The organism is Pseudomonas sp. AC252 (assembly GCF_979258105.1).
The window spans coordinates 5,098,448-5,124,909 of sequence record NZ_OZ409837.1 but is presented as its reverse complement, the minus strand read 5'-3'; the positions used below and the strand labels follow the sequence as shown (position 1 = coordinate 5,124,909).

Here is a 26,462-nt window from a genome sequence, read left to right as displayed (position 1 = left end):
TGACCGAGTGGCCTGCGATAGCCGCATCGACCTGAACGACCGAGCCGGACGCAGGTTTTGACATCAACACAAATCGGCTCCCTCTCCTCGGGGAGAGGGCTGGGGTGAGGGGAAGGGGCGACACCGCAATTCAGCCCTGAACAAAACAACAAAAACATGAGTGATGAACATGGACGTACGCATCAAGCCGATTTCGGTCGGTACCCTGTTGCTTGTAATTTCTGCAAACCAGGTTCAGGCGCAATACCTGGAACCCGGCCAGCCCGGCGATCCCTCCAGTTGGCGCAGCGCCGAGTTCCTGCGTGACTGGGGCCTGGAACGCATGCAGGCCGACCAGGCCTACGCCGCCGGCGTCACCGGCAAGGGCGTGAAAATCGGCGCGCTGGATTCCGGTTTCGATGTCGCCCACCCGGAATTCTCCGCCGATCGCTATCACCCGGTCTCCGCCAGCGGCAGCTACGTCGATGGCTCAGTGTTCAACGTCGACGGCACGCTCAACCCGAACAACGATTCCCACGGCACCCACGTCGTCGGGACCATGGGCGCTGCCCGTGATGGCAGCGGCATGCACGGCGTGGCATACAACGCGCAAATCTACGTCGGCAACACCAACAAGAACGACAGTTTCCTTTTCGGCCCAAGCCCTGATCCGCGTTATTTCAAAGCGGTGTACGACAGCCTCGCCGACGCCGGCGTGCGGGCGATCAATAACAGCTGGGGCAGTCAGCCGCCGGATGTCAGCTATCGCACTTTGGCCGACCTGCACGCCGCCTACGCGCAACACTGGAACAAAGGCACGTGGCTCGACGCCGCTGCCGACGTTTCCCGGCGCGGTGTGATCAACGTCTTCAGCGCTGGCAACAGCGGCTACCCGAACGCCAGCGTGCGCTCAGCGCTGCCGTACTTTCAGCCGGATCTGGAAGGGCACTGGCTGGCGGTGTCCGGGCTCGATCAGGGCAATCAACAGAAGTACAACCAGTGCGGCATCGCCAAATACTGGTGCATCACCACGCCGGGGGCGAAGATCGACAGCACCATTCCCGGCGGCGGCTACGGCATCAAGTCCGGCACCTCGATGGCGGCGCCGCACGCAACCGGCGCCCTGGCGCTGGTGATGGAACGCTATCCGTACATGAACAACCAGCAAGCGCTCGAGGTGCTGCTCACCACCGCCACCCAGCTCGACGGCTCGGCCACTGACGCACCGAACGAGCGCGTCGGCTGGGGCGTAGCGAATCTCAACCGGGCGATGCGCGGGCCGGGGCAATTGCTCGGTGCGTTCGATGCCAATCTGGGGGCAGGGCAGCGCGATGTCTGGAGCAATGACATCTCCGACAAGGCACTGCTCCAGCGTCAAAACGAAGACCTCGCCGAGCACAGCGCCTGGCAGCAAACCCTGCAGGACAAAGGCTGGCAGAACGACGTTGCGGCCGGCGCCAGTCAGCAGGACCAGACCGATTACGCGGTCGGCATGCTCCGTGATGCGGCAGCGGCGAACCGGGTGTATCAGGGCAGCCTGATCAAGTCCGGTGCCGGTCAGTTGCTGCTCAGCGGCGACAACACCTATCGCGGCCCGACCACCGTCAACGGCGGTCTGCTGACCGTCAATGGTTCGCTGACTTCAGCGGTCACCGTCAACGACAGCGGCACCCTCGGCGGCTCCGGACGCATCGGCGCATTGACCGCCAACAGCGGCGGCCGGGTCGCACCGGGCAATTCCATCGGCACCTTGAACGTCGCCGGCGATGTGACACTCGCCCCAGGCTCGACTTACGCCGTCGAGCTATCGCCCACCAGCAGTGACCGCATCGTTGCCGGCGGCACGGCAACCATCAGCGGCGCCAGCGTCAGTCTGGCGCTGGAAAACAGCCCGACCTTGCTCAGCAGCGCCGAAGCGCAAAGCCTGCTCGGTCGCCAGTACAACATCCTGCAAGCGGCCGGCGGCGTGCAAGGGCAGTTCGCTGCGGTGGTGCCGAACTACCTGTTCATCGGCGGCGCCCTCGATTACGCCGCAAGCGGCATTCAGCTGAATATCCAGCGCAATGCCACAAGCTTCGCCAGCGTCGGGCAAACGCCGAACCAGCGTTCGGTGGCGGCGGCAGTCGAAGGTCTGGGCGCTGGCAATTCGGTTTACGAAAGCGTGCTTCGTGCACCGACTCAAGCCTCGGCCCAGCAAGCCTTCCAGCAACTGAGCGGCGAGATTTATCCGGCGCTGGGCACGATGCTGATCAACGACAGCCGCCAGTTGCGTGATGCGGTCGGCGAGCGGCTGCACGATGAGTCCGCGACCCGCAGCAACGGCTGGATCAAAGCCCTCGGCGCTTGGGGCAGCACCGATTCGGGCCACGACACGGCCGGCTACAACACCTCGATCGGCGGTTTGCTGGCGGGTGTCGACGGCGCGCTGGACGAGCAGACCCGCGTCGGTCTGGTCACCGGCTACAGCGATAGCTCCTTGAGCATGGGTTCGGGCACGCATTCTTCGGCGAAAGTCGACAGCTATCACCTCGGCGCTTACGCCGGGCACGACATCGGCGCCTGGCGCTTGAGCAGCGGCGCGGCGTACAGCTGGCATCGTGGCGATGTGAAGCGCGATCTGCAATACGACGAGGTCAGCGCCAAGCAAAAAGCCAAGCTCGATGCGAGCACCACGCAGGTGTTCGCCGAGGCCGCGTATCGCTTGCAGCTGCAACCTTTGGCGCTCGAACCGTTCGCCAACCTTACCTACCTGCATCTCGACACCGAAGGCTTTACCGAGAAGGGCGATGCCGCGGCGTTGAAAAGCGCTGGCGATCAGCGCGATGCGGTGCTCAGCACCTTGGGCGTGCGGGCGAGCAAAACCTTCAACCTTTCCAGCCAGCAAGCGCTGGACGTCAGCGCCCGTCTCGGCTGGCAGCACAGCCTCAGCGATATCGAATCGGAACAGCACTTGCGCTTTGCCAATGGCGGCGCGCCGTATTCCGTGGAGAGTTCGGCGCTGGTTCGCGATGCCGCACTGGTCGGCGTGCAGGCCAGTCTGGCGTTGAGCAAGGACGTGCGGGTCAACCTCGATTACAACGGCCAACTGGCCAGCCGCGAGAAGCTGCATGGCGTCGGGCTGAGCCTGAACTGGCAGTTCTGATTGCATTCGTTTGAGCCACTGTGGCGAGGGGATTTATCCCCGCTCGACTGCGCAGCAGTCGCAAAACCTGTGTTGATCGTTCCCACGCGCAGCAAAGGAATGCAGCCAGGGACGCTCTGCGTCCCATTGGAACGCGGAGCGTCCCTATAGGCATTCCCACGCAGAGCGTGGGAACGATCAACGGCAGCACAGGCAACCGGATTTTTCGCAACATCACTAAGGAAGGTCGTGGATGGATAACAACAATACCCCCGCGCAATCGGGTGGCCGCTTTGCCCTGAAAACCCTGACAGTCGCCATGCTCTGTGCCAGTGCGCTGGCGCAGGCAGCGCCGTACGTGGAAAACGGCCGCAACGGCGATCCGTCGAGTTGGCGCAGCAGCGAATTCAAGGCTGATTGGGGCCTGGGCGCGATCGGTGCGGATTATGCCTATGCCGCCGGCTACACCGGCAAAGGCGTGAAACTGGGCATCTTCGATCAACCGGTCTACGCCGCGCATCCGGAGTTCTCTGGCAGTAACAAGGTCGTCACCCTGGTCACCAGCGGTATCCGCGAATACACCGACCCGTACATCCCGGTGAAAGCCGGCGACGCGTTTCGCTATGACGGTTCGCCCTCGGTCGGCTCCGACGGCAAGCTCGGCGCCCACGGCACCCACGTCGGCGGTATCGCGGCGGGCAGTCGCGACGGCGGGGTGATGCACGGCGTCGCGTTCGGTGCGCAAATCATCAGCGCCGACAACGGCGACCCAGGCCCCGAAGATGGCATCGTTCGCGGCAACGACGGCGCGGTGTACAAGGCCGGTTGGGATGCGCTGATCGCCAGCGGTGCGCGGATCATCAACAACAGCTGGGGCATCGGCATCACCGACCGCTTCGACCTCGGCGGCCGCGATCCGGCGTATCCGCACTTCACCGTCAACGACGCGCAGTTGCAGTTCAACGAAATCCGCACCTTGCTCGGCACCAAACCCGGCGGCGCCTACGACGGCGCGATTGCCGCCGCACGCAGCGGCATCGTCACTATTTTCGCAGCTGGCAACGATTACAACCTGAACAATCCGGATGCCATCGCCGGCCTCGGCTACTTCGTTCCGGACATCGCGCCGAACTGGATCACCGTCGCCGCGTTGCAGCAGAACCCGGACACCGCCAGTGCCAATCCGTACGTGATCAGCACGTTCTCCTCGCGCTGCGGCTATACGGCGAGTTACTGCGTCTCGGCACCGGGCACCAAGATCTACAGCTCGATCATCGAAGGCACCAACGCCGGCAACCTGACCACCAGCTATGCCAACTACAACGGCACGTCAATGGCGGCACCGCACGTCGCCGGTTCCATCGCCGTGCTGATGGAGCGTTTTCCGTACATGAGCGGCGACCAGGTCGCCAGCGTATTGCGTACCACTGCGACCGACCTCGGCGCGCCGGGCATCGACGCCTTGTACGGCTGGGGCATGATCAACCTGCGCAAGGCCATCGATGGCCCGGCGATGTTCGTCACCGAGCAGGACATTCCCGAGGAATTCCGCGTACAGGGCGCTTACGGCTCCGGCCAGTTCGTTGCTGACTTGCCGGGCATCGGCGCGATCATCGACCAGGGCAAACCCACCGAGCGCGTGTGCAGCGACATCACGTGCGGCCTCGACACCTGGCGCAACGACATCGGCGGCCATGGCGGTCTGACCAAGCAAGGCATCGGCACTTTGGTGCTGACCGGCAACAACACTTACAGCGGCCCGACCCTGGTCAATCAGGGCCGTCTGGCCATCAACGGTTCGCTGCAATCGGCGGTCACCGTCAACAATGGCGGGATCCTCGGCGGCAACGGCCGCATCGGCGCGCTGGCGGTGAACAGCGGCGGTACGGTGGCACCGGGCAATTCGATCGGCACCTTGAACGTGGCGGGTGACGTGACCTTCGCGCCGGGCTCAACCTACGCCGTAGAGCTGTCGCCAACCCGCAGCGATCAGATCGTCGCGGGCGGCAAAGCGGTCATCGACGGCGCCACGGTGAGTCTGTCGCTGGAAAACAGCCCGACCTTGCTCAGCACCGGCGAAGTGCAAAGCCTGCTCGGCACTCGCTACAACATTCTGCAAGCGGCGGGAGGCATCGAAGGGCGCTTCGGCCAGGTGTTGCCGAATTACGCTTTCCTCGGCGGCACTCTGGATTATTCGGCGGGCGGCATTCAGTTGGCAGTCGGGCGCAATGAGGCATCGTTCGCCAGCGTCGGGCTGACGCCGAACCAGCGCGCCGTTGGTGCGGCCGCCGAGCGTCTGGGCGCGGGCAATGCGCTGTTCGAAACCCTGTTGCTGTCGCCCAATGCCGCGTCGGCGCAGCAGGCCTTTCAACAGTTGTCCGGCGAGATTCACCCGGCCATCGGCACGCTGCTGATCAACGACAGCCGCTACCTGCGCGAAGCCGTCGGCGAACGCCTGCGTGAGCGTGATCTGTTCAATGCCGATGCGCCGACTGATGAGCGCAGCAACGTCTGGGTCAAGGTCCTCGGCTCATGGGGCGAGAGTGATGGCGGGCACGACAATGCCGATTCCAACAGCTCCATCGGCGGGCTGCTGGCCGGTGTCGACGGGCTGATCGCTGAAGACACCCGTCTCGGTTTCGTCACCGGTTACAGCGACAGCTCGTTGAGCATGGGCAGCGGCACGCATTCGTCGGCGTCGGTCGACAGCTACCACTTGGGTGCATATCTGGGCCATGAGATCGACGCGTTGCGCCTGACCGTCGGCGGCGCCTACAGCTGGCATCGCATCGATGTGAAGCGTGATCTGCAGTTCGGCGACGTCAGCGGCAAACAGAAAACCAAACGTGACGCGACCACCGCGCAACTGTTCACCGAGGCCGCTTACGATCTGGGCCTGCAACCGATGAACCTGGAGCCGTTCGCCAATCTGTCCTACGTGCACCTCAACACCGACAGCTTCACCGAGAAGGGTGACGCTGCCGCGCTCAAGGGCGGTGAGGACAATCGCGACGTGGTGCTGTCGACCCTCGGCGTACGCGCCAAGCGCAGCTTCGCCGTGTCGGATAAGCACCAGCTGGAACTGGGCGCGAGCCTCGGCTGGCAGCACAACCTGAGCAGCGTCGATGCCGACAGCCATCTGGCGTTCGCCAACGGCAACAGCGCGTTCACCGTGCAGAGCGTGTCGATGGATCGTGACGCTGCTGTGGTCGGCGTGCGCGCCGGGCTGGCGCTCAATCGCGACGTGCGGGTCAACCTCGACTACAACGGCCTGATCGGCTCGAACGAGAAAGATCACGGCGTGGGTCTGACCCTCGACTGGCAGTTCTGAGGCGTAACCGGCAGCGCTTCTCGGGCTGCCGGTTTTTCAAGAATAAGGAGCGCGCATGGGACTGTTCGATTACAAAAATCCAACTGTGCAGGAGATCCAAATGGGCAGGAGATTTTAATTGTGCAGGAGATCCAAATGTGGGAGCGGGCTTGCTCGCGAAAGCGGAGTGTCAGTCAAGATGGTGCCGTCTGACACTCCGCTTTCGCGAGCAAGCCCGCTCCCACAGGTACTGCGTACACATGATATTTGAGGGTCATCGCAAGACGTAATGAATGCTCCGGAGCCTCGCGCTCTGGCTGTGAGCTATCTCTGACAATTCCAACAACAAGAGAGGCAATGGCAATGGGTGTATACGACTACAAGCACTTCGGCACGGCCGATTCCAAGGCGCTGTTCAGCGATGCCATGGCGATCACGCTGTACTCCTATCACAACCTCGATAACGGTTTCGCCGCCGGTTACCAGCACAACGGCTTTGGCCTCGGTCTGCCGGCGACGCTGGTCACCGCGTTGATTGGCGGCACCGATTCGCAAGGGGTGATCCCCGGTATCCCGTGGAATCCCGATTCGGAAAAACTCGCCCTCGAGGCGGTGCAAAAGGCCGGCTGGACGCCGATCAGCGCCGCGCAATTGGGCTACGAAGGCAAGACCGATGCACGCGGGACGTTTTTCGGCGAGAAGGCCGGCTACACCAGCGCGCAAGTCGAAATCCTCGGCAAGTACGACGCCCAGGGTCACCTCACTGAACTGGGTATCGCCTTTCGCGGCACCAGTGGCCCGCGTGAGATTCTCATCGGTGACTCGATTGGCGACGTGATCAACGATCTGCTCGCGGCCTTCGGCCCGGCCGATTACGCAAAAAACTACGTCGGCGAAGCCTTCGGCAATCTGCTCAACGATGTCGTCGCATTCGCCCGGGCCAACGGCCTCAGCGGCAAGGACGTGCTGGTCAGCGGCCATAGCCTGGGCGGCCTGGCGGTGAACAGCATGGCTGACTTGAGCGCTGGCAAGTGGGACGGCTTCTTCGCCGATTCCAACTACATCGCCTACGCATCGCCGACTCAGAGCAGCACCGACAAGGTGCTGAATATCGGCTACGAAAACGACCCGGTGTTTCGTGCCCTCGACGGCTCTACTTTCACTGGCGCTTCGGTTGGCGTGCACGATGCGCCGCACGCGTCGACCACCGACAATATCGTCAGCTTCAACGATCACTACGCCTCGAACGCGTGGAATGTGCTGCCGTATTCGATCCTGAATATCCCGACTTGGATTTCGCACCTGCCCACTGGCTACGGCGACGGCATGACCCGCGTGCTGGAGTCGAAGTTCTACGACCTGACCAGCCGCGACTCGACGATTATCATCGCCAACCTGTCCGACCCGGCGCGGGCCAGCACGTGGGTGCAGGACCTCAACCGCAACGCCGAAACCCACAAGGGCAGCACCTTCATCATCGGCAGTGACGGCAACGACCTGATCCAGGGCGGCAGCGGCAATGACTATCTGGAAGGCCGCGCCGGCAATGACAGCTTCCGCGACAGCGGCGGCTACAACGTCATTCTGGGCGGGCAGGGCAGCAACACGCTCGAATTGCAGCAGACGGTGAAGCACTTCGATTTTGCCAACGACGGCGCCGGCAACCTGTACATCCGCGATGCCAACGGCGGGATCAGCATCACCCGCGACATCGGCAGCATCGTCAGCAAAGAGCCGGGGTTTCTCTGGGGCGTGTTCAAGGACGACGTGCTGCACAGCGTCACTGCCACCGGTTTGAAAGTCGGCAGTAATCTCACCGCTTACGAATCAAGCGTTAGAGGAACGGCCGGCGCCGACACACTGAAAGCGCATGCCGGCGGTGACTGGCTGTTCGGGCTGGACGGCGATGATCATTTGCTCGGCGGTACGGGCAATGATGTGTTGGTCGGTGGCGCTGGCAATGACCTGCTGGAATCCGGCGGCGGCGCGGATACGTTTCTGTTCAATGGCGCGTTTGGCCAGGACCGTGTGATTGGCTATACGGCCGATGACACGCTGGTGTTTCTTGGCGTGCAGGGCGTGTTGCCGGGGCAAGATTTGCGTGCCCATGCGTCGGCGGTCGGGCAGGACACCGTGCTGACGTTCGGTGCGGATTCGGTGACGTTGGTCGGCGTGGCACTGGGCAGTTTGAGCGCCGACGGGGTTGTTATCGCCTGAGGTTGATGCTTGGCCTTTGATGGACCCTTCGCGAGCAGGATCGCTCCCACACCGGAGCTGTGTCGTTCACAACTCCCTGTGGGAGCGAGGCTGCTCGCGAAGTACGATGACGCAGTACCAAAAGTGACTTGAAAGCCATTCTCCGACTCAAACCCCTGCAAAACAGGAAATGCGGCCTAAAGCCAGCACGTGCACACACGTTCTTCAGCTAACCGCCAACGAGTACAGGAGATTCATGCGTGAAAGGTTTCAAGGGGTATATCGGCGTCATCACACTGGCGCTGGGTTCAGCGAGTGTCTGGGCCGATCTGCCTCAGAGTTCGATTCTCAGCCGTTACGGCATCACCTCCGATCAACTGCCGGACCCGGCGAAGGATGAAACGCTTGAGCCGGTCGAACCGAAAAGTCGTTTTCAGATTCAGCCGGAGCAGCCGTTCGTGACGATCCGCCTGGGTGAAAACAAGCCACAGACGACTGGCAATCTCAGTATCGATCGAATGGATCAACAGGAGCGACAGCGTTGCCAGCGGTTGCAGGAGGAATTGGTGAAACGCGGCGGGAGTTACCTGAGCTGCGACGGCAGCATTCCCGGCATGCCGGCATTCGAATAATGAAACAATCCCTGTAGGAGCTGCCGAAGGCTGCGATCTTTTGATCTTCAATGCTTGAAGCAACATCAAAAGGTCGCAGCCTTCGGCAGCTCCCACAGGGAAAGGCGGCGGATCAGTCTTCCTTGCGCACGGTCGCGACTTCATCAGCGCGAACCTTGACCTTGGCCCCGGAGATGTCTTCGAACTCATAGAAGCCGTCTTCGGTCTTGGTTTTCGGCATGTCCTCGGTCAGGTACTGGGTGCCGTTCTGCAGCGTCACCACGGTCTGGGTCGAACAGCCGCTCAGCGCCAACAGGGCTGCGACTGCTACAGGAATGCCCAGCATCTTGATTTTCATACCCACCTCTGACTCCTTGCTTGAATGTGATTGCGGGCATTGTCGGCCCTCTAACGCGGTTGGTGCCAACATCGGCGGAAAAGTTCGATGGCGGCGCGAAAAAATGCCATTGATCTTTTTCCGTTTGCGCCGGGCAGGGCTGAGCTGGTATCTGTACGCATAACCAGTGTTCGCTTGCCGTGGCTTTGAAATCCCGTGACCTCCAACCCTCTCGACGATCCGTTTTATTACCTTAATAACTTCCGGCAAGTGCTTGATTGGCTTGGGCTTCGTTATGCGGATGTGATGAGCGCAAGCGAGCACGGCTTCATCCGCGACTTCAATACGCTGCCGCAAGCCTCGCAGGGATTGCTGGTGCGCATGGTCATGCGCAAGGGCATTCACTTTCGCGCGAGCAAACTCAATTATCTGGAAATCGGCGACATCGCTGTGGCGGCGCAGCCGTTGCTCGACCACGGCTGGCTCGACGAACACGCCGCGCTGACGCTGGCAGAACTGTTCGATGTCTTGCTCAAGGCTGAGCTGCTGCAAGCGTTCGGCACCTTTATCGAACAACCGAAAGGGCGTAAGGACGAGTGGCTGCCGGTGCTGACCGAACAGTTCAGCGAGGCGCAAACCCTGCGCGCCTGGGCCCCGCAACTGGCTGACCGGCTGTTCAGCCTGACCCTCATGGATTTGTGCGATCGCCTGCGCCTGATGTTCTTCGGCAACCTCTATCAGGACTGGTCGGAATTCGTCCTGGCCGACCTGGGCATCTTCACCTATGAAAAAGTCGAATTCTGCGCTGACTCCCGAGGCCTGCGCAGTCGCGAAGACGTCGACGCCTGCCTGTTCCTGCATCAGTGCCAGCTGCGTTTTGAGGCCGGCGAACCGCTGGAAGAGATCGTCGAGCAGATCAATGCCGTGCAGTTCGAAAACCCATGGCTGCGCCGTCGGCAGGCCAAGGCGTTGTTCCAGATCGGCCAATATGCCGAGCGCATCGGTGACTTCGCCCTGGCCCTGAGTGTGTATCGGGACTGCCATTATCCGGGCGCGCGATTGCGCATGATCCGTGTGCTCGAACGTTGCGGCGAATACGCGCTGGCGCTGGAGCTTGGCACGCTGGCCGAACAGGCGCCGCAAAGCGCGGCCGAGCAGCAAGGTCTGCAGCGCATCGTCCCGCGTCTACGGCGCAAACTCGGCGGCCCACCGCTCAAGCGTGTCAAGGCCAGAGAGGTCGAGCGTCTGGACTTGCACTTGCCGCGCACCGATCCGGCGCGGTCAGTGGAATTCCATGTGCAAGCGCACCTGCATGACGAAGACGGCCCGGTGCATTACGTCGAGAACAGCCTGATCAATTCACTGTTTGGCCTGTTGTGCTGGCCGGCGATCTTTGCGCCGTTGCCGGGTGCGTTTTTCCACCCGTTCCAGCGCGGTCCGGTCGATCTGCTCAGCGAAGACTTTCTCGAGCGCCGAGCCGAGCTGTTCCAGGCCTCCCTGGGCGAACTCGATGACGGTCGCTACGCCGAAACCATCCGCCAGCGCTTCGTCGACAAGTGGGGCATTCAGTCGCCGTTCGTGTTCTGGGGCGCGCTCAATGAAGACCTGCTCGAGCAGGCGCTGGCCTGTCTGCCCGCCGAACACCTGAAACACTGGTTCAACCGCCTGTTGCTCGATATCAAGGCCAACCGTACTGGCATGCCGGACCTGATCCAGTTCTGGCCGCAGCACAAGACCTACCGAATGATCGAAGTCAAAGGCCCCGGCGACCGCTTGCAGGACAATCAACTGCGCTGGCTGGAGTTCTGCCACGAGCACCAGATGCCGGTGGCGGTGTGTTACGTGCAGTGGGCGGAGCAGAGCGCTTGAGCTACAGCATCGCCGTCCGTGCACTGTGCGAGTTCACCGCCAAGACCGGTGACCTCGACCTGCGCTTCACCCCGTCACCGACCGCGCTGGAAGGCATCGTCGGCCATCGCACCGTGGCCTCGCGGCGCAGCGAGCAGTACCAGAGCGAAGTGGCGCTGCAAGGCGAATTCGGCGCGCTGAAGGTCAAGGGCAGGGCGGATGGCTACGATCCGGCGCAAAACTGCCTGGAAGAAGTCAAAACCTATCGCGGCGACCTGAGCAAGCAACCGGCCAATCACCGCCAGTTGCATTGGGCGCAGGCGAAGATCTACGGCTGGTTGATGTGCCAGAAACTGCAACTGCAGCAGATCAATCTGGCGCTGGTGTATTTCGACATCGTCAGCGAAAAGGAAACCTGCCTGGTCGAATCCCACAGCGCCGAGGCGCTCCAGGGGTTTTTCACGCAACAGTGCGGCTTGTTCCTGCAATGGGCCGAGCAGGAAATGGCCCATCGCGAGGCGCGCAATCTGGCCGCGCAACAACTGGCGTTCCCGCATGCGGATTTTCGTCCCGGCCAACGGCATCTGGCCGAGTCGGTGTTCAAAGCCGTCAGCACCGGCCGCTGCCTGATGGCCCAGGCGCCGACCGGCATCGGCAAAACCCTTGGCACGCTGTTCCCGATGCTCAAGGCGTTGGCGCCGCAGCAACTGGACAAAGTGTTCTTTCTCACCGCCAAGACCCCGGGGCGCAAACTGGCGCTGGATGCAAGCCAGGTGTTGTTCAGGCAAACGCCCGATTTGCCGTTGCGAGTCATGGAAATGGTCGCTCGCGACAAGGCCTGCGAGCATCCGGACAAGGCCTGTCATGGCGAATCCTGCCCGCTGGCCCAGGGTTTTTATGATCGCTTGCCCGCCGCCCGCGAAGCCGCCAGCCGCATCAACCTGCTGGATCAGGCAGCGATGCGTGAAGTCGCCGCGCAGCACAGCGTGTGCCCGTATTACCTGAGTCAGGAAATGGCTCGCTGGGCGGACGTGGTGGTAGCCGACTACAACTATTACTTCGATTTCAGCGCGCTGCTGTTCGGTCTCGCCCAGCTCAATCAGTGGAAAGTCGCGGTGCTGGCCGACGAAGCGCACAACCTGGTCGAGCGCGGCCGGCAGATGTACAGCGCCAGTCTCGACCAGTTCACCCTCGGCACTGTGCGCAAGACCGCGCCGGCAGCGCTGAAGAATGCCCTGCAGCGGGTCAACCGCGAATGGAACGCGCTGCATGCGCCGCAACTGGCGGCGTATCAGGCCTACGACAAAGCCCCAGACAAACTCCTGCAAGCCATTTCGCTATGTTGCGCGGCCATTGGCGATTACCTCAACGATCATCCGCAAGGCCTCGACAGCGGCTTGCAGAACTTCTATTTCGATCTGCTGCAATTCGCCCGGGTCGCCGAGCTGTATGACGAGCATTACCTGTTCGATATCAGCAAACGCGATCTCGAGCGCAAGCGTCCGCTGTCGCAACTGTGCCTGCGCAACGTGGTGCCGGCGGCGTTCATCGGCCCGCGCCTGAGCGCGGCGCGCAGCAGCGTGCTGTTCTCGGCCACGCTGAGCCCGCGCAACTACTACGCCGATCTGCTCGGCACGCCCGCCGACACCGTGTGCATCGACGTCGAGTCGCCATTCAGCGCCGAGCAGTTGCAGGTGCACATCGTCAGCCAGATCTCCACGCGTTTTAACCATCGGCAAGCTTCGCTGGAGCCGATTGTCGAGCTGATCGCGCACCAGTTCAGCGAGCGCCCGGGCAACTATCTGGCGTTCTTCAGCAGTTTCGATTACCTGCAACAGGTCGCGACGTTGTTGGCCGAGCGCCATCCGCACATCACCCAGTGGTTGCAATCGCGGGGCATGGCCGAGGGCGCGCGCCAAGCGTTTCTCGACCAGTTCAGCGCCGACAGCCAAGGCGTTGGCTTTGCAGTGTTGGGTGGTGCGTTTGGCGAGGGCATCGATTTGCCCGGTGCGCGGCTGATCGGTGCGTTCATCGCCACGCTGGGGCTGGCGCAGCTCAATCCGGTCAACGAGCAGATGAAGCGGCGCATGGCGGCGATTTTCGGCGCCGGTTACGACTACACCTATCTGTACCCGGGCATGCAAAAAGTCGTGCAAGCCGCCGGGCGGGTGATCCGCACCCGCGAGGATCGCGGCACGGTCATGCTCATCGACGACCGCTTTGCTGAAAGCCGCATCAAACAGTTGTTGCCGCGCTGGTGGGCGATCAGAAGCGAACCGGTACTTTTCAAATCGGCGGATTCACGCATACTTCTGCCCATGACAGTGGCGGGTGAGTGTGATGAGTGAGAACAACAGAACTGCAGCGATCGAAGACAGCCGTTTCCGGTTGCTGATCGACGCGGTTGTCGACTACGCGATCTACATGATCGACCCCGACGGTACTATCACCAGTTGGAACTCCGGCGCCAAACGTTTTAAAGGTTATGAAGAAGCCGAGATCATCGGCGAGCACTTCTCACGCTTCTATACCCCTGAAGACCGCGCCAACGGCATGCCGCAGAGGGCGCTGGACACGGCGATCCGCGAAGGTCGATTCGAAGGTGAAGGCTGGCGGGTGCGCAAGGACGGTACGCACTTCTGGTCGCACGTGGTGATTGACCCGATCATCGACCCCAACGGCACGCTGCTCGGGTTCGCCAAGATCACCCGCGACCTCACCGACCGCAAGATGGCCGAAGAAACCCTCAAGCAAAGCGAACAGCAGTTCCGCCTGCTGGTGCAGGGCGTCACCGACTACGCGATCTACATGCTCAGCCCCGAAGGTTGCGTCAGCAACTGGAACCAGGGCGCGCAGCGTATCAAGGGCTATCTGCCGGAAGAGATCATCGGCCAGCATTTTTCGATTTTCTATACCCCCGAAGACCGCGAAATCGGCGAGCCGCAGCGTTCGCTGGAGATTGCCACCCGCGAAGGCCGGTTCGAGAACCGCAGCTGGCGGATGCGCAAGGACGGTACGCGCTTTCTCGCTCACGTCGTGGTCGATGCGATTCGCGGCGACACCGGCACGCTGCTCGGTTTTGCCAAGATCACCCGCGATGTGACCGAGGCGCACGAGGCGCAGCAGGCCCTGGAAAAGACCCGCGAAGCATTGTTCCAGGCGCAGAAGATGCAGGCGATCGGCCAACTCAGCGGCGGTATCGCCCATGACTTCAACAACCTGCTGACGGTGATTCTCGGCAATCTCGAAATCGTGCAGAAGCGCATCGGTGACGCGCCGAAAATCGCCCGTCTGCTGGAAAACGCCACCCAGGGCGCCTTGCGCGGTGTGTCGCTGACCCAGCGCATGCTGGCCTTCGCCCGGCGCCAGGAACTCAAGACCGAATCGGTCGATATCCCGCAACTGGTGCAAGGCATCACCGGGCTGTTGCGCAGTTCGCTGGGGCCGGGAATTCGCATCGAAACGCGCTTCCCGAAAGATCTGCAACCAGTGCTGGCCGACAGCAACCAGCTGGAACTGGCGATTCTCAATCTGGCCACCAATGCCCGCGATGCCATGCCCGAGGGCGGCACGGTGATCATTCAGGCGCAAGCCGAAGTGGTGCTGGAACAAACTCATTCGACCCTGGCGGCCGGGCGTTACGTCTGCCTGAGCCTGATCGACAGCGGCGAAGGCATGGATGAAAGCACGCTGGCGTGCGCCCGCGATCCGTTCTTCACCACCAAAGGCCTGGGCAAAGGCACCGGGCTGGGCTTGTCGATGGTGCATGGCTTCATCGAGCAGTTGGGCGGACGCTTTATTCTCAAAAGCGAGAAGGGCCGCGGCACAGCGGCCGAGCTGTGGATTCCGGTGGCGCTCGAGCGGACAGTCAATCGCCCGACTTACAGCAACGCGGCGCCGATTGCGGTGCCGAGGCTCAGTGTGCTGGTGGTCGATGACGATTCGCTGGTATTGACCAGCACCGGTCTGTTGCTCGAAGACCTCGGCCATCGTGTCGTCGGCGCGACCTCCGGCGCTAAAGCGCTGGAATTGTTCGATCTGGGCGAGGTGATCGATCTTGTGATCACCGATATGGCCATGCCGCACATGAGCGGCGCGCAACTGGCCCACGCGTTGCGCATGCTCAAGCCGGATCTGCCGATCATTCTGGCCACCGGTTACGCCGAACGCCTGGAAGGTTTCGCCGCCGAACTGCCGCGTCTGCCGAAACCGTTCACCCAGTTGAATCTGGTGCAGATCATCGCCCAATCGATGAAGTGACGCGCTGGTCGATCCGGCTGAACTAGTCCTGACACGCGTCTTTCCAAAAGGTCTTGTTCACTTTCGGAGGGCATGTCTCTTGCCTCGCATATTGACCCAGCCAAGCGCTGCTGAAGAAGCCCTGGCCGAACACGACGCCAAGATGTTTGGCTCACCCAAGGAACGGCTGGATTTCTACCGCCGGGAAATCCAGTACGAAACCAGCATCCTCGCCAACCGCACCGACGCCTATCTGGCCGCGCAGTCTTTTCTGGTGATCGCTTTCGCTTCGTGCATGGCCAACCTCAATCCCGAGTGGGGCAAGATGTTTACGCTTGTCGTACCGCCGTTTCTGGCGCTGCTCGGTGTACTCAGCTCACTCAATGCCTGGCCGGGGATTCGCGCGGCTTACGACATCATCGATCACTGGCACTTCAAGCAGAGCCAGTTGCTGCACGCAGAGCCGGTGATGGGCGCGGCGTACGATGAATCGCCGCTGTTCAGCGAGATGGAATCGAGCCACAAGGGCTATCGCAAGTCGCTGCTGTTCTCGGTGCGCACGCCTTGGATCTTTGCGACGTTCTGGGTGATGCTGGGGGTGTATGCGGTGTTTATTCAGGTGACCAATCCTTGAGGTGGGTTGGTCGGGGGCAGGGTACAGGAGCTGGATTTTGTGGTGTCTGTGAGATCTAACCCCCTCACCCCAGCCCTCTCCCCCAAGAGGGCGAGGGGGAAAGGGAGCCGATCTTCATGCTTTTCATAATCTACATTCGGCGCGGTATTTCAGGTCGGGGTAATAGGCAAGAACACCCCGGTCAGTCCCCTCTCCCTCGGGGAGAGGGTTAGGGTGAGGGGCTTATGACTTTTATCACGCCGTTTCCAGCTCACGCCGCGGAGTAACCGCATTCTGCACCGCCGCCGGAATCGGCGGAAAATCCTCATTCAGCACACACAGATGATCGATTGCATCTTCAAATTTCGCATCGGCTTTCTTGCGCAGTGCCCGGTATTGCTCAAAGCGTTCGAAGTCAGTCGGCGTCTGTTCCAGCAGCGCGTTGGCTGCTCGGTTCAGTTCGTGGGCTTCTTCGAACAGTTGACGATTGCGTTCCAGAGCCAGTGCTCTGCAAGCCTTGATTTGCGCAGGAGTCGAGCATTCGTTCATGACCGTGACCTTGTTTGTGTCGGGGTTCCGTTTAATAGGCTGTTCACCGCAGGGGAACCGAACCTGCCGGGCCGCGCTGGATGGTTGGCGCGGTTAAAGTTGTGACCCTTCGGTCATGCGCAGCGATCCATTTTTTTCAGAAAAAACTTCGATAATTCCCAGCGAATCGAAGCGATTGAAGCATCAGCTTTTTCGTTGCTTGAGACTTTCATAGCGCGCCAGCATTGGCTGCGTGCTGATGCCATGCAGCAGAATGCTCAGTGCCACCACCGACAAAGTGATGTCGGTACAGACCTTCGCCACATCGGCATCCAGGCCATGGTTCAGGGCGAAGAACAGATAGAACAGACTGCCGATGCCGCGAATGCCAAACCAGCCGATCAGCAGGCGCTGCGGGCCGCTGAGCAGATTGCCCCACGGCATCAATGCCACGCTCAGCGGCCGGATCAAACAGAACAGCACCGCGCCGATCCACAGTGCGTGCCAATTCCAGTGGGCAATCAGCACGACGCCGAGCAGGGTCACCAGAAACACTTCCATCGCCCGTTCGACCAGGCTGCCGAACGCGAGCATGTCGCCCATCATGATTCCGGCGGCGACCTGGCTGTCTTCCAGTTGTTCGGTATCGCCATGCACAGCGTTTTCAGGTTCGATGTTCTGATGGCCGACCACCGGCTGCACCAGGTGCTCGGCAGGCACTTGGGTAATCCCGGTGGATTTCACCTCCTCCTGACGCAGGCCGAGACCGGCGGCAAACACCGCGAGAAAGCCGTAGCCGCCAATGGCATCGGCTACCACATAGGAAAGCGCAATCAGCGCGAGGGTCAGGTAGTCGTTGGGGCCGAGGGTGCTGTCCTCATTGTGAATGCGCAGCGACAGGGCGATGCGGCCGATGCCACGGCCCATCCAGTAACCGGTCAGCAAACCCGCCGGCACCGCCCACAACAGACTGCGGATCACCCAGTGCTGCCACTCGCCGGCACTGCCGTCACCGTGCAGCAACAGCAAGCCGAGAATAACGAAAGGGAACGCCACGCCATCGTTGAGCCCGGCTTCACCGGAGAGGCCGAAGCGCACGCTGTCGATGTCCTGCGCATCATTGACCTGCACCAGCGCCGCGAGCACCGGGTCGGTCGGAGCCAGCATCGCGCCGATCAGCAGCGAAGGCCCCCACGCCAGTTGCAGGCCCCAGTGCAGCAGCAGACACACGCCGATGATGGTCAGGATCATCACCGGCCCGGCCAGGCCAAAGGCGATACGCCAGGTCGTGTTGCCCAGCGGCAGACGCAGCTTCAAACCGCAGACAAATAAAGAAAAGAGCACCGCGACCTCAGTCAGGTGCTCCATCCACAACGATGATTCTTCCAGCGACAGTTTCAGCAGGTCGAGGCCGCTGGGGCCGATGGCAATGCCCAGCAGCAGGCACACTGCCGAGGTGGTGACCGGCATCCAGCGCAGCCATGAGGAAGTCAGGGCCAGCGTCAGCAGCACGGCGCCGAGCACCGCGACCCACACACCGAAACTCATGACCGCTCACAGCAGCGAATTTTCAAGGACAGGCGCACCGGGTCAGCCCACGGTCGTGCGCAGGTACTCGGGGATGAGTACGTTGAACCAGAGCAGGATCATCGATACCAGCATGGTCACCAGCACCAGCAAGCCAACGCCCCACACACAGGCCGAATACAACAAGCCTTGCTCCTTGCGCTCGTGCATGAAGGTCGGCAGGCCGACGAACAGCAAAAACGTCGAGTAGATCGACGCCGCGCCGAGCACCAGAATCGCCAGCCAGCGGCTCGGGTACAGTCCGGCAATGCCGGCGAGGAAAAACGGCGTCACCGTGTAAGCGGCAAAACCGATGCATTGATTCAGCGTCGGCCGCGCATCGAACGAGCGCGACATCCAGCGAATGAAACCGCCCATGACCGCGACACCCGCGACAATCGTCACGTACAGCAACACGCTCAATTGCAGTGCGCTGGCCGTGCTCAGGCGCACGTTTTCACCCACGGCGAGGCTCCAGCCGACTTGGGTGGTGCCGACGAACAGGCACACCGCCGGAATCAGCGCGAGCAGCAGCAGATGGGCGAGGTAGTGGCGGGGATGGGTTTCTTCTTCGCGGCGGATATCGGTCCAGGCGAAGTTGGGTTGGGTGAAGAGTCTGACGAGGGGGCGGACATGACAACCTCCTGTTCCTGATGGCCCGTAGGCGCTTACAGGTATGGAGGGATGCCATGCCGCTCGGGTTCAGTTTTTCTGCTGCACGGTTACAGCATCGGTTTACCGCCGGTCACACCGTAGCGCTGCCCGGTAATGTAGCTGGCTTCGTCGGAGGCCAGCAGCACGTAAATTGGCGCAACTTCCACCGGTTGGCCGGGACGGCCGAGCGGGGTGCTGCCGCCGAAGTTCTGCACTTCTTCGTCGGGCATGGTCGAGACGATCAGCGGCGTCCAGATCGGGCCGGGTGCGACGCTGTTGACGCGAATTTCCTTCGGCCCAAGCATCTGCGCCAGACCACCGGTGAAGTTGGCGATCGCGCCTTTGGTGGTGGCGTAGGCCAGCAGGGTCGGCTTGGGCATGTCCGAGTTGACCGAGCTGGTGTTGATGATCGATGAACCGGGCCCCATGTGCTTGATCGCCGCCTGGCAGATCCTGAACATGGCGGTGATGTTCACATCGAAGGTCATCACCCATTCGTCATCGGGAATGTCTTCGAAGTTTTCGTGGGTCATCTGGAATGCGGCGTTGTTGACCAGCACGTCGATGCGGCCAAAGCGCTCAACGGTCTTGTCGACCAGCGCCTGGCAATGCGCTTTCTCGGCGATATCACCCGGCAGCAGCAGGCACTGACGCCCGGCCTGTTCGACCCAGCGTGCGGTTTCCTTGGCATCTTCGTGTTCATTCAAGTAAGCCACGGCAACGTCGGCGCCTTCACGGGCGAAAGCAATCGCGACGGCGCGGCCGATGCCGCTGTCGGCGCCGGTGATCAGCGCAATCTTGCCGGCGAGGCGGCCGGAACCGACGTAGCTTTGCTCGCCGCAGTCTGGGTACGGCTCCATTTTGCGCTGCGAGCCAGGCACCGGTTGGGCTTGTTTCGGGAAGGGTGGTTTTGGATAGTCAGTCATCGCAGGGTCTCCTGATTTCAAGGCCAGTGTTCCGGGTTGACCCGGTGGCTTTGCCTGGAGTTCGATCGGATTTGCGCTGGATTTTGGTTGGCTGTGCAAAACCAATGTGGGAGCGAGCCTGCTCGCGAAAGCGGTGTGTCAGAAACAGATATTTACCTGTCCGGCCGCATTCGTGAGCAAGCTCACTCCCACAGGGTTTTCCGTTGTACTGAGGTTCCCGACAACTCCACAAATCTCATGTGGGAGCGAGCCTGCTCGCGAAAGCGGTCCGTCAGACGATAAATATGTCGACTGACACTGCGCTTTCGCGAGCAGGCTCGCTTCCACAGGGGATCACTTACACAGGGAATCTCGGGGCAGGATCAGAGATTGCGGTTAGCCAAAGCCCGCTCCATCCGCGCAATCCCTTCTTCGAGCAACGCCCGCGGGCAGCCGAAATTCAAGCGTACGAACTGCTGATGAGCGTCGCCAAAATCCAGTCCCGCACTCAATCCGACCTTGCCCTGTTCGAGAAAGAACCGCTGCGGATCCGGCAGATCCAGCGCTGTGCAATCGAGCCATGCCAGATAGGTGCCCTGCGGCACATTGATGCTCACGCCCGGCAGGCGCGTGCGCACCGCGTTCACCAGCCAGTCGCGGTTGGCCTGCAGGTAGGTTTTCAGTTCGGCAAGCCACGGTGCGGCTTCGCTGTAGGCCACGCGCGTGGCTTCCATGCCCAGCGGGTTGACGCTGTCGACCATGCCGCAGCGGGCGTGATTGACGCGTTCGCGCAGGGCGGCGTCCTGAATGATCATGAACGAGGTCTTGAGGCCGGCGATGTTGTAGGCCTTGCTCGCCGACATCAGGGTGATGGTGCGTTTGGATATTTCCGGACTCAGCGACGCGGTAGGAATGTGCACGCGGCCGTCGAAGCACAGCTCGGCGTGGATTTCGTCGGAGATGATCCACGCGTCCTGCGCTGCGCAAATGTCCGCCACTGCCTGCAACTCATCGCGGTCGAAGACCTTGCCGAGCGGGTTGTGCGGGTTACTCAAGAGCAGGGCGCCGCCGCCGATCAGCGACTCGCGCACTGCATCCAATGGCGTGGCGTAAGTGCCATCGGCCTGGGCGTTGAATTCCAGCTCCACCTTGTTCAGGCCCCAATGCCCCGGCGCATGGCGCAGCGGCGGGTAGTTCGGCACCTGCACGACGACATTCTGTTGCGCCTGGACCAAAGCCTTGAGGGCCATGTTGAAGCCCGACTCAACGCCCGGCAGGACGATCAGCTCCTGCGGTTTGACCTGCCATGAATACTTGTTCCACAGATCGGCGACGATCGCTTCACGCAGGTTGTCCTGGGCCACGCTGTAACCGAGCAGCGGGTGCAGCAGGCGCTGTTGCAAGGCTTCGATGATGACCGGCGGCGCGGCGAAATCCATGTCAGCGACCCACATCGGCAACACATCGGCCGGGTAGCGGCTCCACTTGGTGCTGCCAGTGTGGTGGCGGTCGAACAGCTGATCAAAATCGAAAGTCATGCATGGTCTCGTGACGGCGGGTGGTTCGTGGGCGCCATGATAAACCCGTGGCCCAGGCGAGGCACATAAATCCTGACGGCAACCTCATAACCCTGTGGGAGCTGGCTTGCCAGCGATGGCGTCGGCACAGTCGGCATAAGTGTTGTTGACCCACCGCAATCGCTGGCAAGCCAGCTCCCACAGGGATTGGGGTGCAGGGCAAATTATGCGCTCACACACCCGACGGTCGGTTTTCACACAGTCCGCAAGGTCTTTGTCTACAGTGAAAAAGTCAGCGCCGTCGCGCTGCAACCGTGATTGTCCAGATAAAGCCCGGCGCAAGTACCGGGTTCCACCTGATCAGGAGTGCACGATGGATCTCAGCCGTCGTCAGTTCTTCAAGGTCGCCGGTATCGGCCTTGCAGGCTCAAGCCTGGGCGCGTTGGGCATGGCCCCGACGGCGGCCTTCGCCGAGCAGGTGCGCCACTTCAAGCTCGCCCACACCCGTGAAACCCGCAATACCTGCCCGTATTGCTCGGTCGGTTGCGGCTTGATCATGTACAGCCAGGGCGATGCCGGCAAAAACGTGGCGCAAAACATCATTCACATCGAAGGCGACGCCGACCACCCGGTCAATCGCGGCACCCTGTGCCCGAAAGGCGCGGGCCTGCTCGACTTCATTCACAGCCCCGGCCGCTTGCAGTACCCGCAAGTGCGCAAGCCCGGCAGCAATGAATGGACGCGCATCGGCTGGGACGAAGCCCTCGATCGCATCGCCGACCTGATGAAAGCCGACCGCGACGCCAACTTCATCGAGAAAAATGCCAACGGGCAAACGGTCAATCGCTGGCTGACCACGGGTTTCCTCGCGGCGTCGGCGGCATCCAACGAAGCCGGCTACATCACCCAGAAGGTGATTCGCAGCCTCGGCCTGCTGGGGTTCGATAACCAGGCGCGTGTCTGACACGGCCCGACGGTGGCAAGTCTTGCCCCGACGTACGGCCGTGGTGCCATGACCAATACCTGGACCGATATCGCCAACGCGAATCTGATCCTGGTAATGGGCGGCAACGCAGCAGAAGCGCATCCGTGCGGCTTCAAATGGGTGACCGAGGCCAAGGCGCACAATGCTGCGCGGCTGATCGTGGTCGATCCGCGTTTTACCCGGACCGCTTCGGTGGCCGACTATTACGCGCCGATCCGTACCGGCACCGACATCGCCTTCATGGGCGGGCTGATCAATTACCTGCTGACCGAGGACAAGATCCAGCACGAATACGTGCGCAATTACACCGACGTGTCGTTCATCGTCAAAGCCGGCTATGGCTTCGAAGACGGCCTGTTCAGCGGCTATGACGCGGACAAACGCAGCTACACCGACAAGTCCGGCTGGGGTTACGAATTCGCCGAGGACGGTTTCGTCCGCGTCGATCCGACCCTGCAAGATCCGCGCTGCGTCTATCAACTGATGAAGCAGCATTACAGCCGCTACAACATCGAACTGGCCAGCCAGATCTGCGGCATGCCGGTCGACGCCATGCAGAAGATCTGGGAAGAGATCGCCACTTGCTCGACACCGGGCAAGACCATGACGATTCTCTACGCGCTCGGCTGGACGCAGCACTCGATCGGCGCGCAGATCATCCGCAGCGCGGCGATGGTGCAGTTGCTGCTGGGCAACGTCGGCATGCCCGGTGGCGGGGTCAACGCCTTGCGCGGGCACTCGAACATTCAGGGCCTGACCGACCTTGGCCTGCTGTCCAATGCCTTGCCCGGCTACCTCACACTGGCCAGCGACAGCGAGCAGGATTACGGTCAGTTCATCTTCAAACGCACGCAGGTGCCGCTCAGACCGGGGCAGCTCTCGTACTGGCAGAACTACAGCAAATTCCACGTCAGCCTGATGAAGTCCTGGTACGGCGCCAACGCCACCGCCGAGAACAACTGGCTGTTCGACCATTTGCCCAAGCTCGACATCCCCAACTACGACGTGCTGAAAATGTTCGACCTGATGAGCCAGGGCAAGGTCAACGGCTACTTCTGCCAGGGCTTCAATCCGATCGCGGCGTTGCCGGACAAGAACCGCGTGATGGGCGCCTTGGCCAAGCTCAAGTGGCTGGTGGTGATGGACCCGCTGGCCACGGAAACCTCGGAGTTCTGGCAGAACGTGGGGCCATACAACGACGTGAAAACCGAGGAAATCCAGACCGAAGTCATTCGCCTGCCGACTACATGTTTTGCCGAAGAGGACGGCTCGCTGGTCAACAGCAGCCGCTGGCTGCAATGGCACTGGAAAGGCGCCGACGGCCCGGGCGAAGCGCAGACCGACATTCGCATCATGAGCGAACTGTTCCTGCGCCTGCGCCAGCGTTATCAGCGCGAGGGCGGCAAGTTTCCCGATCCGCTGCTCAAGCTGTCGTGGCCGTACAAGATCCCCGACGAGCCTTCGCCGGAAGAACTGGCGCGAGAAATCAACGGCACCGCCGTCAGCGATTTCACCGATGCCAGCGGCGTTATGGTCAAGGCGGGGACGCAACTGGCCGGGTTTGGTTTGCTCAAGGATGACGGCAGCACTGCGTCCGGTTGCTGGATCTTCGCCGGCAGTTGGACCGAGGCCGGCAACCAGATGGCGCGGCGCGACAACGCCGACCCATTCGGCATGCACCAGCATCAAGGCTGGGCGTGGGCATGGCCGGCCAATCGGCGGATTCTTTACAACCGCGCCTCTTCGGACCCGGCGGGCAAACCGTGGGACCCGAAAAAACGTCTGGTGTGGTGGAACGGCAAGACCTGGACCGGCACCGACGTGCCGGACTACAAAGCCGACGTGCCGCCGGAGGCCGGAATGAATCCGTTCATCATGAACCCCGAGGGCGTGGCGCGGTTTTTCGCCGTGGACAAGATGAACGAAGGGCCATTCCCCGAGCACTACGAGCCGTTCGAAACGCCGATCGGCATCAACCCGCTGCACCCGCAGAACAAGAAGGCCACCAGCAACCCGGCGGCGCGGATCTTTGATTCGGTCTGGGAAACCCTCGGCGAAGCCAAGGACTTCCCGTACGCCGGCACCAGTTACCGGCTCACCGAGCATTTCCACTTCTGGAGCAAGCACTGCAAGTTGAACGCGATTGCTCAGCCCGAGCAGTTCGTGGAAATTGGCGAGGTGCTGGCGAACGAGAAGGGCATCGCTGCCGGTGATCGCGTGCGGGTTAGCTGCAAACGCGGGTTTATCGAGGCGGTGGCGGTGGTGACCAAACGGATCCGGCCGCTGCAGGTCAACGGCCAGGTCGTGCATCAGATCGGCATCCCGCTGCACTGGGGTTTTACCGGCCTGACGCGCCACGGTTACCTGACCAACACCCTGGTGCCGTTCCTCGGCGATGGCAACACTCAGACCCCGGAATCCAAGTCATTCCTGGTCAACGTGGAGAAACTGTAAATGGCCAGCCAAGACATCATTGCCCGCTCGGCCACTACCACGGTGCCGCCGTCGGTGAGAACCCAGCAGGGCGTTGCCAAGCTGATCGACACGACCAAATGCATCGGCTGCAAGGCCTGCCAGGTCGCCTGCTCGGAGTGGAACGAGTTGCGCGACGAGGTCGGCCACAACCACGGCACCTACGACAATCCGCAGGACCTGACGGCGGATTCGTGGACGCTGATGCGCTTCACGGAGCACGAAACCGACGCCGGCAACCTTGAGTGGCTGATCCGCAAGGACGGCTGCATGCATTGCGCCGAACCTGGTTGTCTGGCTGCGTGCCCGAGCCCCGGGGCGATCATTCAGCATGCCAACGGCATCGTCGATTTCGATCAGGACCACTGCATCGGTTGCGGCTATTGCATCACCGGTTGCCCGTTCAACATTCCGCGTATTTCGCAAAAGGACCACAAGGCCTACAAGTGCACGCTGTGTTCCGATCGCGTAGCGGTAGGGCTGGAGCCGGCCTGCGTGAAAACCTGCCCGACCGGGGCCATCGTCTTCGGCACCAAGGAAGACATGAAAGAACACGCCGCCGAACGCATCGTCGACCTGAAAAGCCGTGGCTTTGAAAACGCTGGTTTGTACGACCCGGCCGGGGTCGGCGGCACCCACGTGATGTACGTGCTGCACCACGCCGACACGCCAAAAATCTACGCCGGGCTGCCGGATCACCCGGCGATCAGTCCGCTGGTGGACTTGTGGAAAGGCATCAGCAAACCTCTCGGCCTGCTGGCCATGGGCGCGGCGGTGCTGGCCGGGTTCTTCCACTACGTGCGCATCGGCCCGAATCGTGTCGAGGAGGATGACCATCCGACGCCACCCGACACCTCGGTACACGTGGTCGACCCGGCGGTGCACACCTTTGACCCACGCGGGGAGGAGCGGCCATGAGCAACAAGACGATCCTGCGTTACAGCGCCAACCAGCGCACCAATCACTGGCTGGTGGCGATCCTGTTCTTCATGGCCGGATTGTCCGGGCTGGCGTTGTTTCATCCGTCGCTGTTCTGGCTGAGTAATCTGTTCGGCGGCGGCACCTGGACGCGGATCCTGCACCCGTACATGGGCATCGCGATGTTCGTGCTGTTCCTCGGCCTGGTGTTCAGCTTCTGGCGCACCAATTTCTTCATCGCCAATGATCGCCAGTGGCTGCGGCGGATCAATCGGGTGATGGTCAACGACGAAGAAAGCGTGCCGCCGGCGGGCAAATACAACGCCGGGCAAAAGCTGCTGTTCTGGACTTTACTGCTGTGCATGCTCGGGTTGCTGTTCACCGGGCTGGTGATCTGGCGCGCGTGGTTCAGCGTGTATTTCGGCATCAGTGTGATCCGCTGGGCCATGCTGTTGCATGCGCTGGCCGGGTTCGTGCTGGTGCTGAGCATCATCGTGCACATCTACGCCGGTTTGTGGATCAAGGGTTCGGTCGACGCCATGCTACATGGCTGGGTCAGCCGCCCGTGGGCGAGAAAACACCATGAGCTGTGGTACCGCGAGGTGACCCGCGACGAACAGCCTCGGGACGTGCCCGAGCGACCGCTGACGAAAAAGGGCTGAC

17 protein-coding genes are annotated in these 26,462 nt (G+C 61.7%); 11 read left to right on the top strand and 6 right to left on the bottom strand.

The annotated features are described in order from the left end of the window. Positions 1-169 precede the first annotated feature (169 nt). The 4 genes from eprS to ACZZZ4_RS23300 all read left to right on the top strand — a co-directional run bounded on the left by eprS (position 170) and on the right by ACZZZ4_RS23300 (position 9,238). On the top strand, positions 170-3,121 hold the full coding sequence (eprS, locus tag ACZZZ4_RS23315) for an autotransporter serine peptidase EprS (protein WP_463548899.1): 2,952 nt from the start codon (positions 170-172) through the stop codon (positions 3,119-3,121). A gap of 232 nt (positions 3,122-3,353) precedes the next feature. After that, complete coding sequence (locus tag ACZZZ4_RS23310) at positions 3,354-6,431, top strand: autotransporter domain-containing protein (protein ID WP_463548898.1); 3,078 nt, start codon at positions 3,354-3,356, stop codon at positions 6,429-6,431. A gap of 342 nt (positions 6,432-6,773) precedes the next feature. Beyond that, positions 6,774-8,627, top strand: a complete 1,854-nt coding sequence (locus tag ACZZZ4_RS23305) for a polyurethane esterase (protein ID WP_463549309.1) — start codon at positions 6,774-6,776, stop codon at positions 8,625-8,627. A 239-nt stretch (positions 8,628-8,866) separates the two neighbouring features. Then, positions 8,867-9,238 carry a hypothetical protein gene (locus ACZZZ4_RS23300; RefSeq protein WP_129999379.1) on the top strand — a complete coding sequence of 124 codons (372 nt, stop codon included), beginning with the start codon at positions 8,867-8,869 and terminating at the stop codon, positions 9,236-9,238. Positions 9,239-9,350: 112 nt separating this feature from the next. Here the strand turns inward: ACZZZ4_RS23300 and ACZZZ4_RS23295 are convergent, their stop codons facing one another. After that, on the bottom strand, positions 9,351-9,575 hold the full coding sequence (locus tag ACZZZ4_RS23295) for a YgdI/YgdR family lipoprotein (RefSeq protein ID WP_039761518.1): 225 nt from the start codon (positions 9,573-9,575) through the stop codon (positions 9,351-9,353). 195 nt (positions 9,576-9,770) lie between these two features. Here ACZZZ4_RS23295 and ACZZZ4_RS23290 point away from each other — a divergent pair, with 195 nt between their 5' ends. From ACZZZ4_RS23290 to ACZZZ4_RS23275, 4 genes are all read left to right on the top strand, one after another. Then, positions 9,771-11,423, top strand: a complete 1,653-nt coding sequence (locus tag ACZZZ4_RS23290; protein WP_463548897.1) for a VRR-NUC domain-containing protein — start codon at positions 9,771-9,773, stop codon at positions 11,421-11,423. Next, positions 11,420-13,750 carry an ATP-dependent DNA helicase gene (locus ACZZZ4_RS23285; protein WP_463548896.1) on the top strand — a complete coding sequence of 777 codons (2,331 nt, stop codon included), beginning with the start codon at positions 11,420-11,422 and terminating at the stop codon, positions 13,748-13,750. Before ACZZZ4_RS23290 ends, ACZZZ4_RS23285 begins: the two co-directional genes overlap by 4 nt. Continuing rightward, positions 13,743-15,662, top strand: coding sequence for a hybrid sensor histidine kinase/response regulator (locus tag ACZZZ4_RS23280; RefSeq protein WP_463548895.1), 1,920 nt, complete (start codon positions 13,743-13,745; stop codon positions 15,660-15,662). Before ACZZZ4_RS23285 ends, ACZZZ4_RS23280 begins: the two co-directional genes overlap by 8 nt. 79 nt (positions 15,663-15,741) lie before the next feature. Further along, on the top strand, positions 15,742-16,275 hold the full coding sequence (locus tag ACZZZ4_RS23275; protein ID WP_310408759.1) for a hypothetical protein: 534 nt from the start codon (positions 15,742-15,744) through the stop codon (positions 16,273-16,275). A 234-nt stretch (positions 16,276-16,509) separates the two neighbouring features. On the opposite strand, the gene ACZZZ4_RS23270 is transcribed toward ACZZZ4_RS23275, so the two are convergent. The 5 genes from ACZZZ4_RS23270 to ACZZZ4_RS23250 all read right to left on the bottom strand — a co-directional run bounded on the left by ACZZZ4_RS23270 (position 16,510) and on the right by ACZZZ4_RS23250 (position 21,445). Next, positions 16,510-16,803 carry a hypothetical protein gene (locus ACZZZ4_RS23270; RefSeq protein ID WP_039761510.1) on the bottom strand — a complete coding sequence of 98 codons (294 nt, stop codon included), beginning with the start codon at positions 16,801-16,803 and terminating at the stop codon, positions 16,510-16,512. A 183-nt stretch (positions 16,804-16,986) separates the two neighbouring features. Beyond that, on the bottom strand, positions 16,987-18,330 hold the full coding sequence (locus ACZZZ4_RS23265; RefSeq protein WP_415762401.1) for a cation:proton antiporter: 1,344 nt from the start codon (positions 18,328-18,330) through the stop codon (positions 16,987-16,989). A 42-nt stretch (positions 18,331-18,372) separates the two neighbouring features. Beyond that, positions 18,373-19,026: a Yip1 family protein gene (locus tag ACZZZ4_RS23260; RefSeq protein WP_463549308.1), complete on the bottom strand. Its 654-nt coding sequence runs from the start codon at positions 19,024-19,026 to the stop codon at positions 18,373-18,375. 44 nt (positions 19,027-19,070) lie between these two features. Beyond that, the gene (locus ACZZZ4_RS23255) at positions 19,071-19,928 is read right to left on the bottom strand and encodes a glucose 1-dehydrogenase (RefSeq protein ID WP_133336178.1); all 858 of its coding nucleotides are present in this window, start codon (positions 19,926-19,928) and stop codon (positions 19,071-19,073) included. 362 nt (positions 19,929-20,290) lie between these two features. Beyond that, positions 20,291-21,445 carry a MalY/PatB family protein gene (locus tag ACZZZ4_RS23250; protein WP_463548894.1) on the bottom strand — a complete coding sequence of 385 codons (1,155 nt, stop codon included), beginning with the start codon at positions 21,443-21,445 and terminating at the stop codon, positions 20,291-20,293. Positions 21,446-21,797: 352 nt separating this feature from the next. On the opposite strand from ACZZZ4_RS23250, the gene fdnG reads away from it, so the two are divergent. From fdnG to ACZZZ4_RS23235, 3 genes are read left to right on the top strand one after another with little or no spacing between them, the layout of a single operon-like run. Continuing rightward, the gene (gene fdnG / locus ACZZZ4_RS23245; protein ID WP_463548893.1) at positions 21,798-24,863 is read left to right on the top strand and encodes a formate dehydrogenase-N subunit alpha; all 3,066 of its coding nucleotides are present in this window, start codon (positions 21,798-21,800) and stop codon (positions 24,861-24,863) included. Continuing rightward, positions 24,864-25,799 (top strand): formate dehydrogenase subunit beta, encoded by a 936-nt coding sequence (gene fdxH / locus ACZZZ4_RS23240; RefSeq protein ID WP_129999369.1) that lies wholly within the window; start codon positions 24,864-24,866, stop codon positions 25,797-25,799. Beyond that, on the top strand, positions 25,796-26,461 hold the full coding sequence (locus tag ACZZZ4_RS23235) for a formate dehydrogenase subunit gamma (protein WP_463548892.1): 666 nt from the start codon (positions 25,796-25,798) through the stop codon (positions 26,459-26,461). The genes fdxH and ACZZZ4_RS23235 overlap by 4 nt, the downstream gene beginning before the upstream one ends. Position 26,462 lies beyond the last annotated feature (1 nt).

Coding starts and splice junctions, on each gene's coding strand:
- eprS (WP_463548899.1), top strand. CDS start 170: ATGGACGTACGCATCAAGCCGATTTCGGTCGGTACCCTGTTGCTTGTA.
- ACZZZ4_RS23310 (WP_463548898.1), top strand. CDS start 3,354: ATGGATAACAACAATACCCCCGCGCAATCGGGTGGCCGCTTTGCCCTG.
- ACZZZ4_RS23305 (WP_463549309.1), top strand. CDS start 6,774: ATGGGTGTATACGACTACAAGCACTTCGGCACGGCCGATTCCAAGGCG.
- ACZZZ4_RS23295 (WP_039761518.1), bottom strand. CDS start 9,575: ATGAAAATCAAGATGCTGGGCATTCCTGTAGCAGTCGCAGCCCTGTTG.
- ACZZZ4_RS23280 (WP_463548895.1), top strand. CDS start 13,743: ATGAGTGAGAACAACAGAACTGCAGCGATCGAAGACAGCCGTTTCCGG.
- ACZZZ4_RS23270 (WP_039761510.1), bottom strand. CDS start 16,803: ATGAACGAATGCTCGACTCCTGCGCAAATCAAGGCTTGCAGAGCACTG.
- ACZZZ4_RS23265 (WP_415762401.1), bottom strand. CDS start 18,330: ATGAGTTTCGGTGTGTGGGTCGCGGTGCTCGGCGCCGTGCTGCTGACG.
- ACZZZ4_RS23255 (WP_133336178.1), bottom strand. CDS start 19,928: ATGACTGACTATCCAAAACCACCCTTCCCGAAACAAGCCCAACCGGTG.
- ACZZZ4_RS23250 (WP_463548894.1), bottom strand. CDS start 21,445: ATGACTTTCGATTTTGATCAGCTGTTCGACCGCCACCACACTGGCAGC.
- fdxH (WP_129999369.1), top strand. CDS start 24,864: ATGGCCAGCCAAGACATCATTGCCCGCTCGGCCACTACCACGGTGCCG.
- ACZZZ4_RS23235 (WP_463548892.1), top strand. CDS start 25,796: ATGAGCAACAAGACGATCCTGCGTTACAGCGCCAACCAGCGCACCAAT.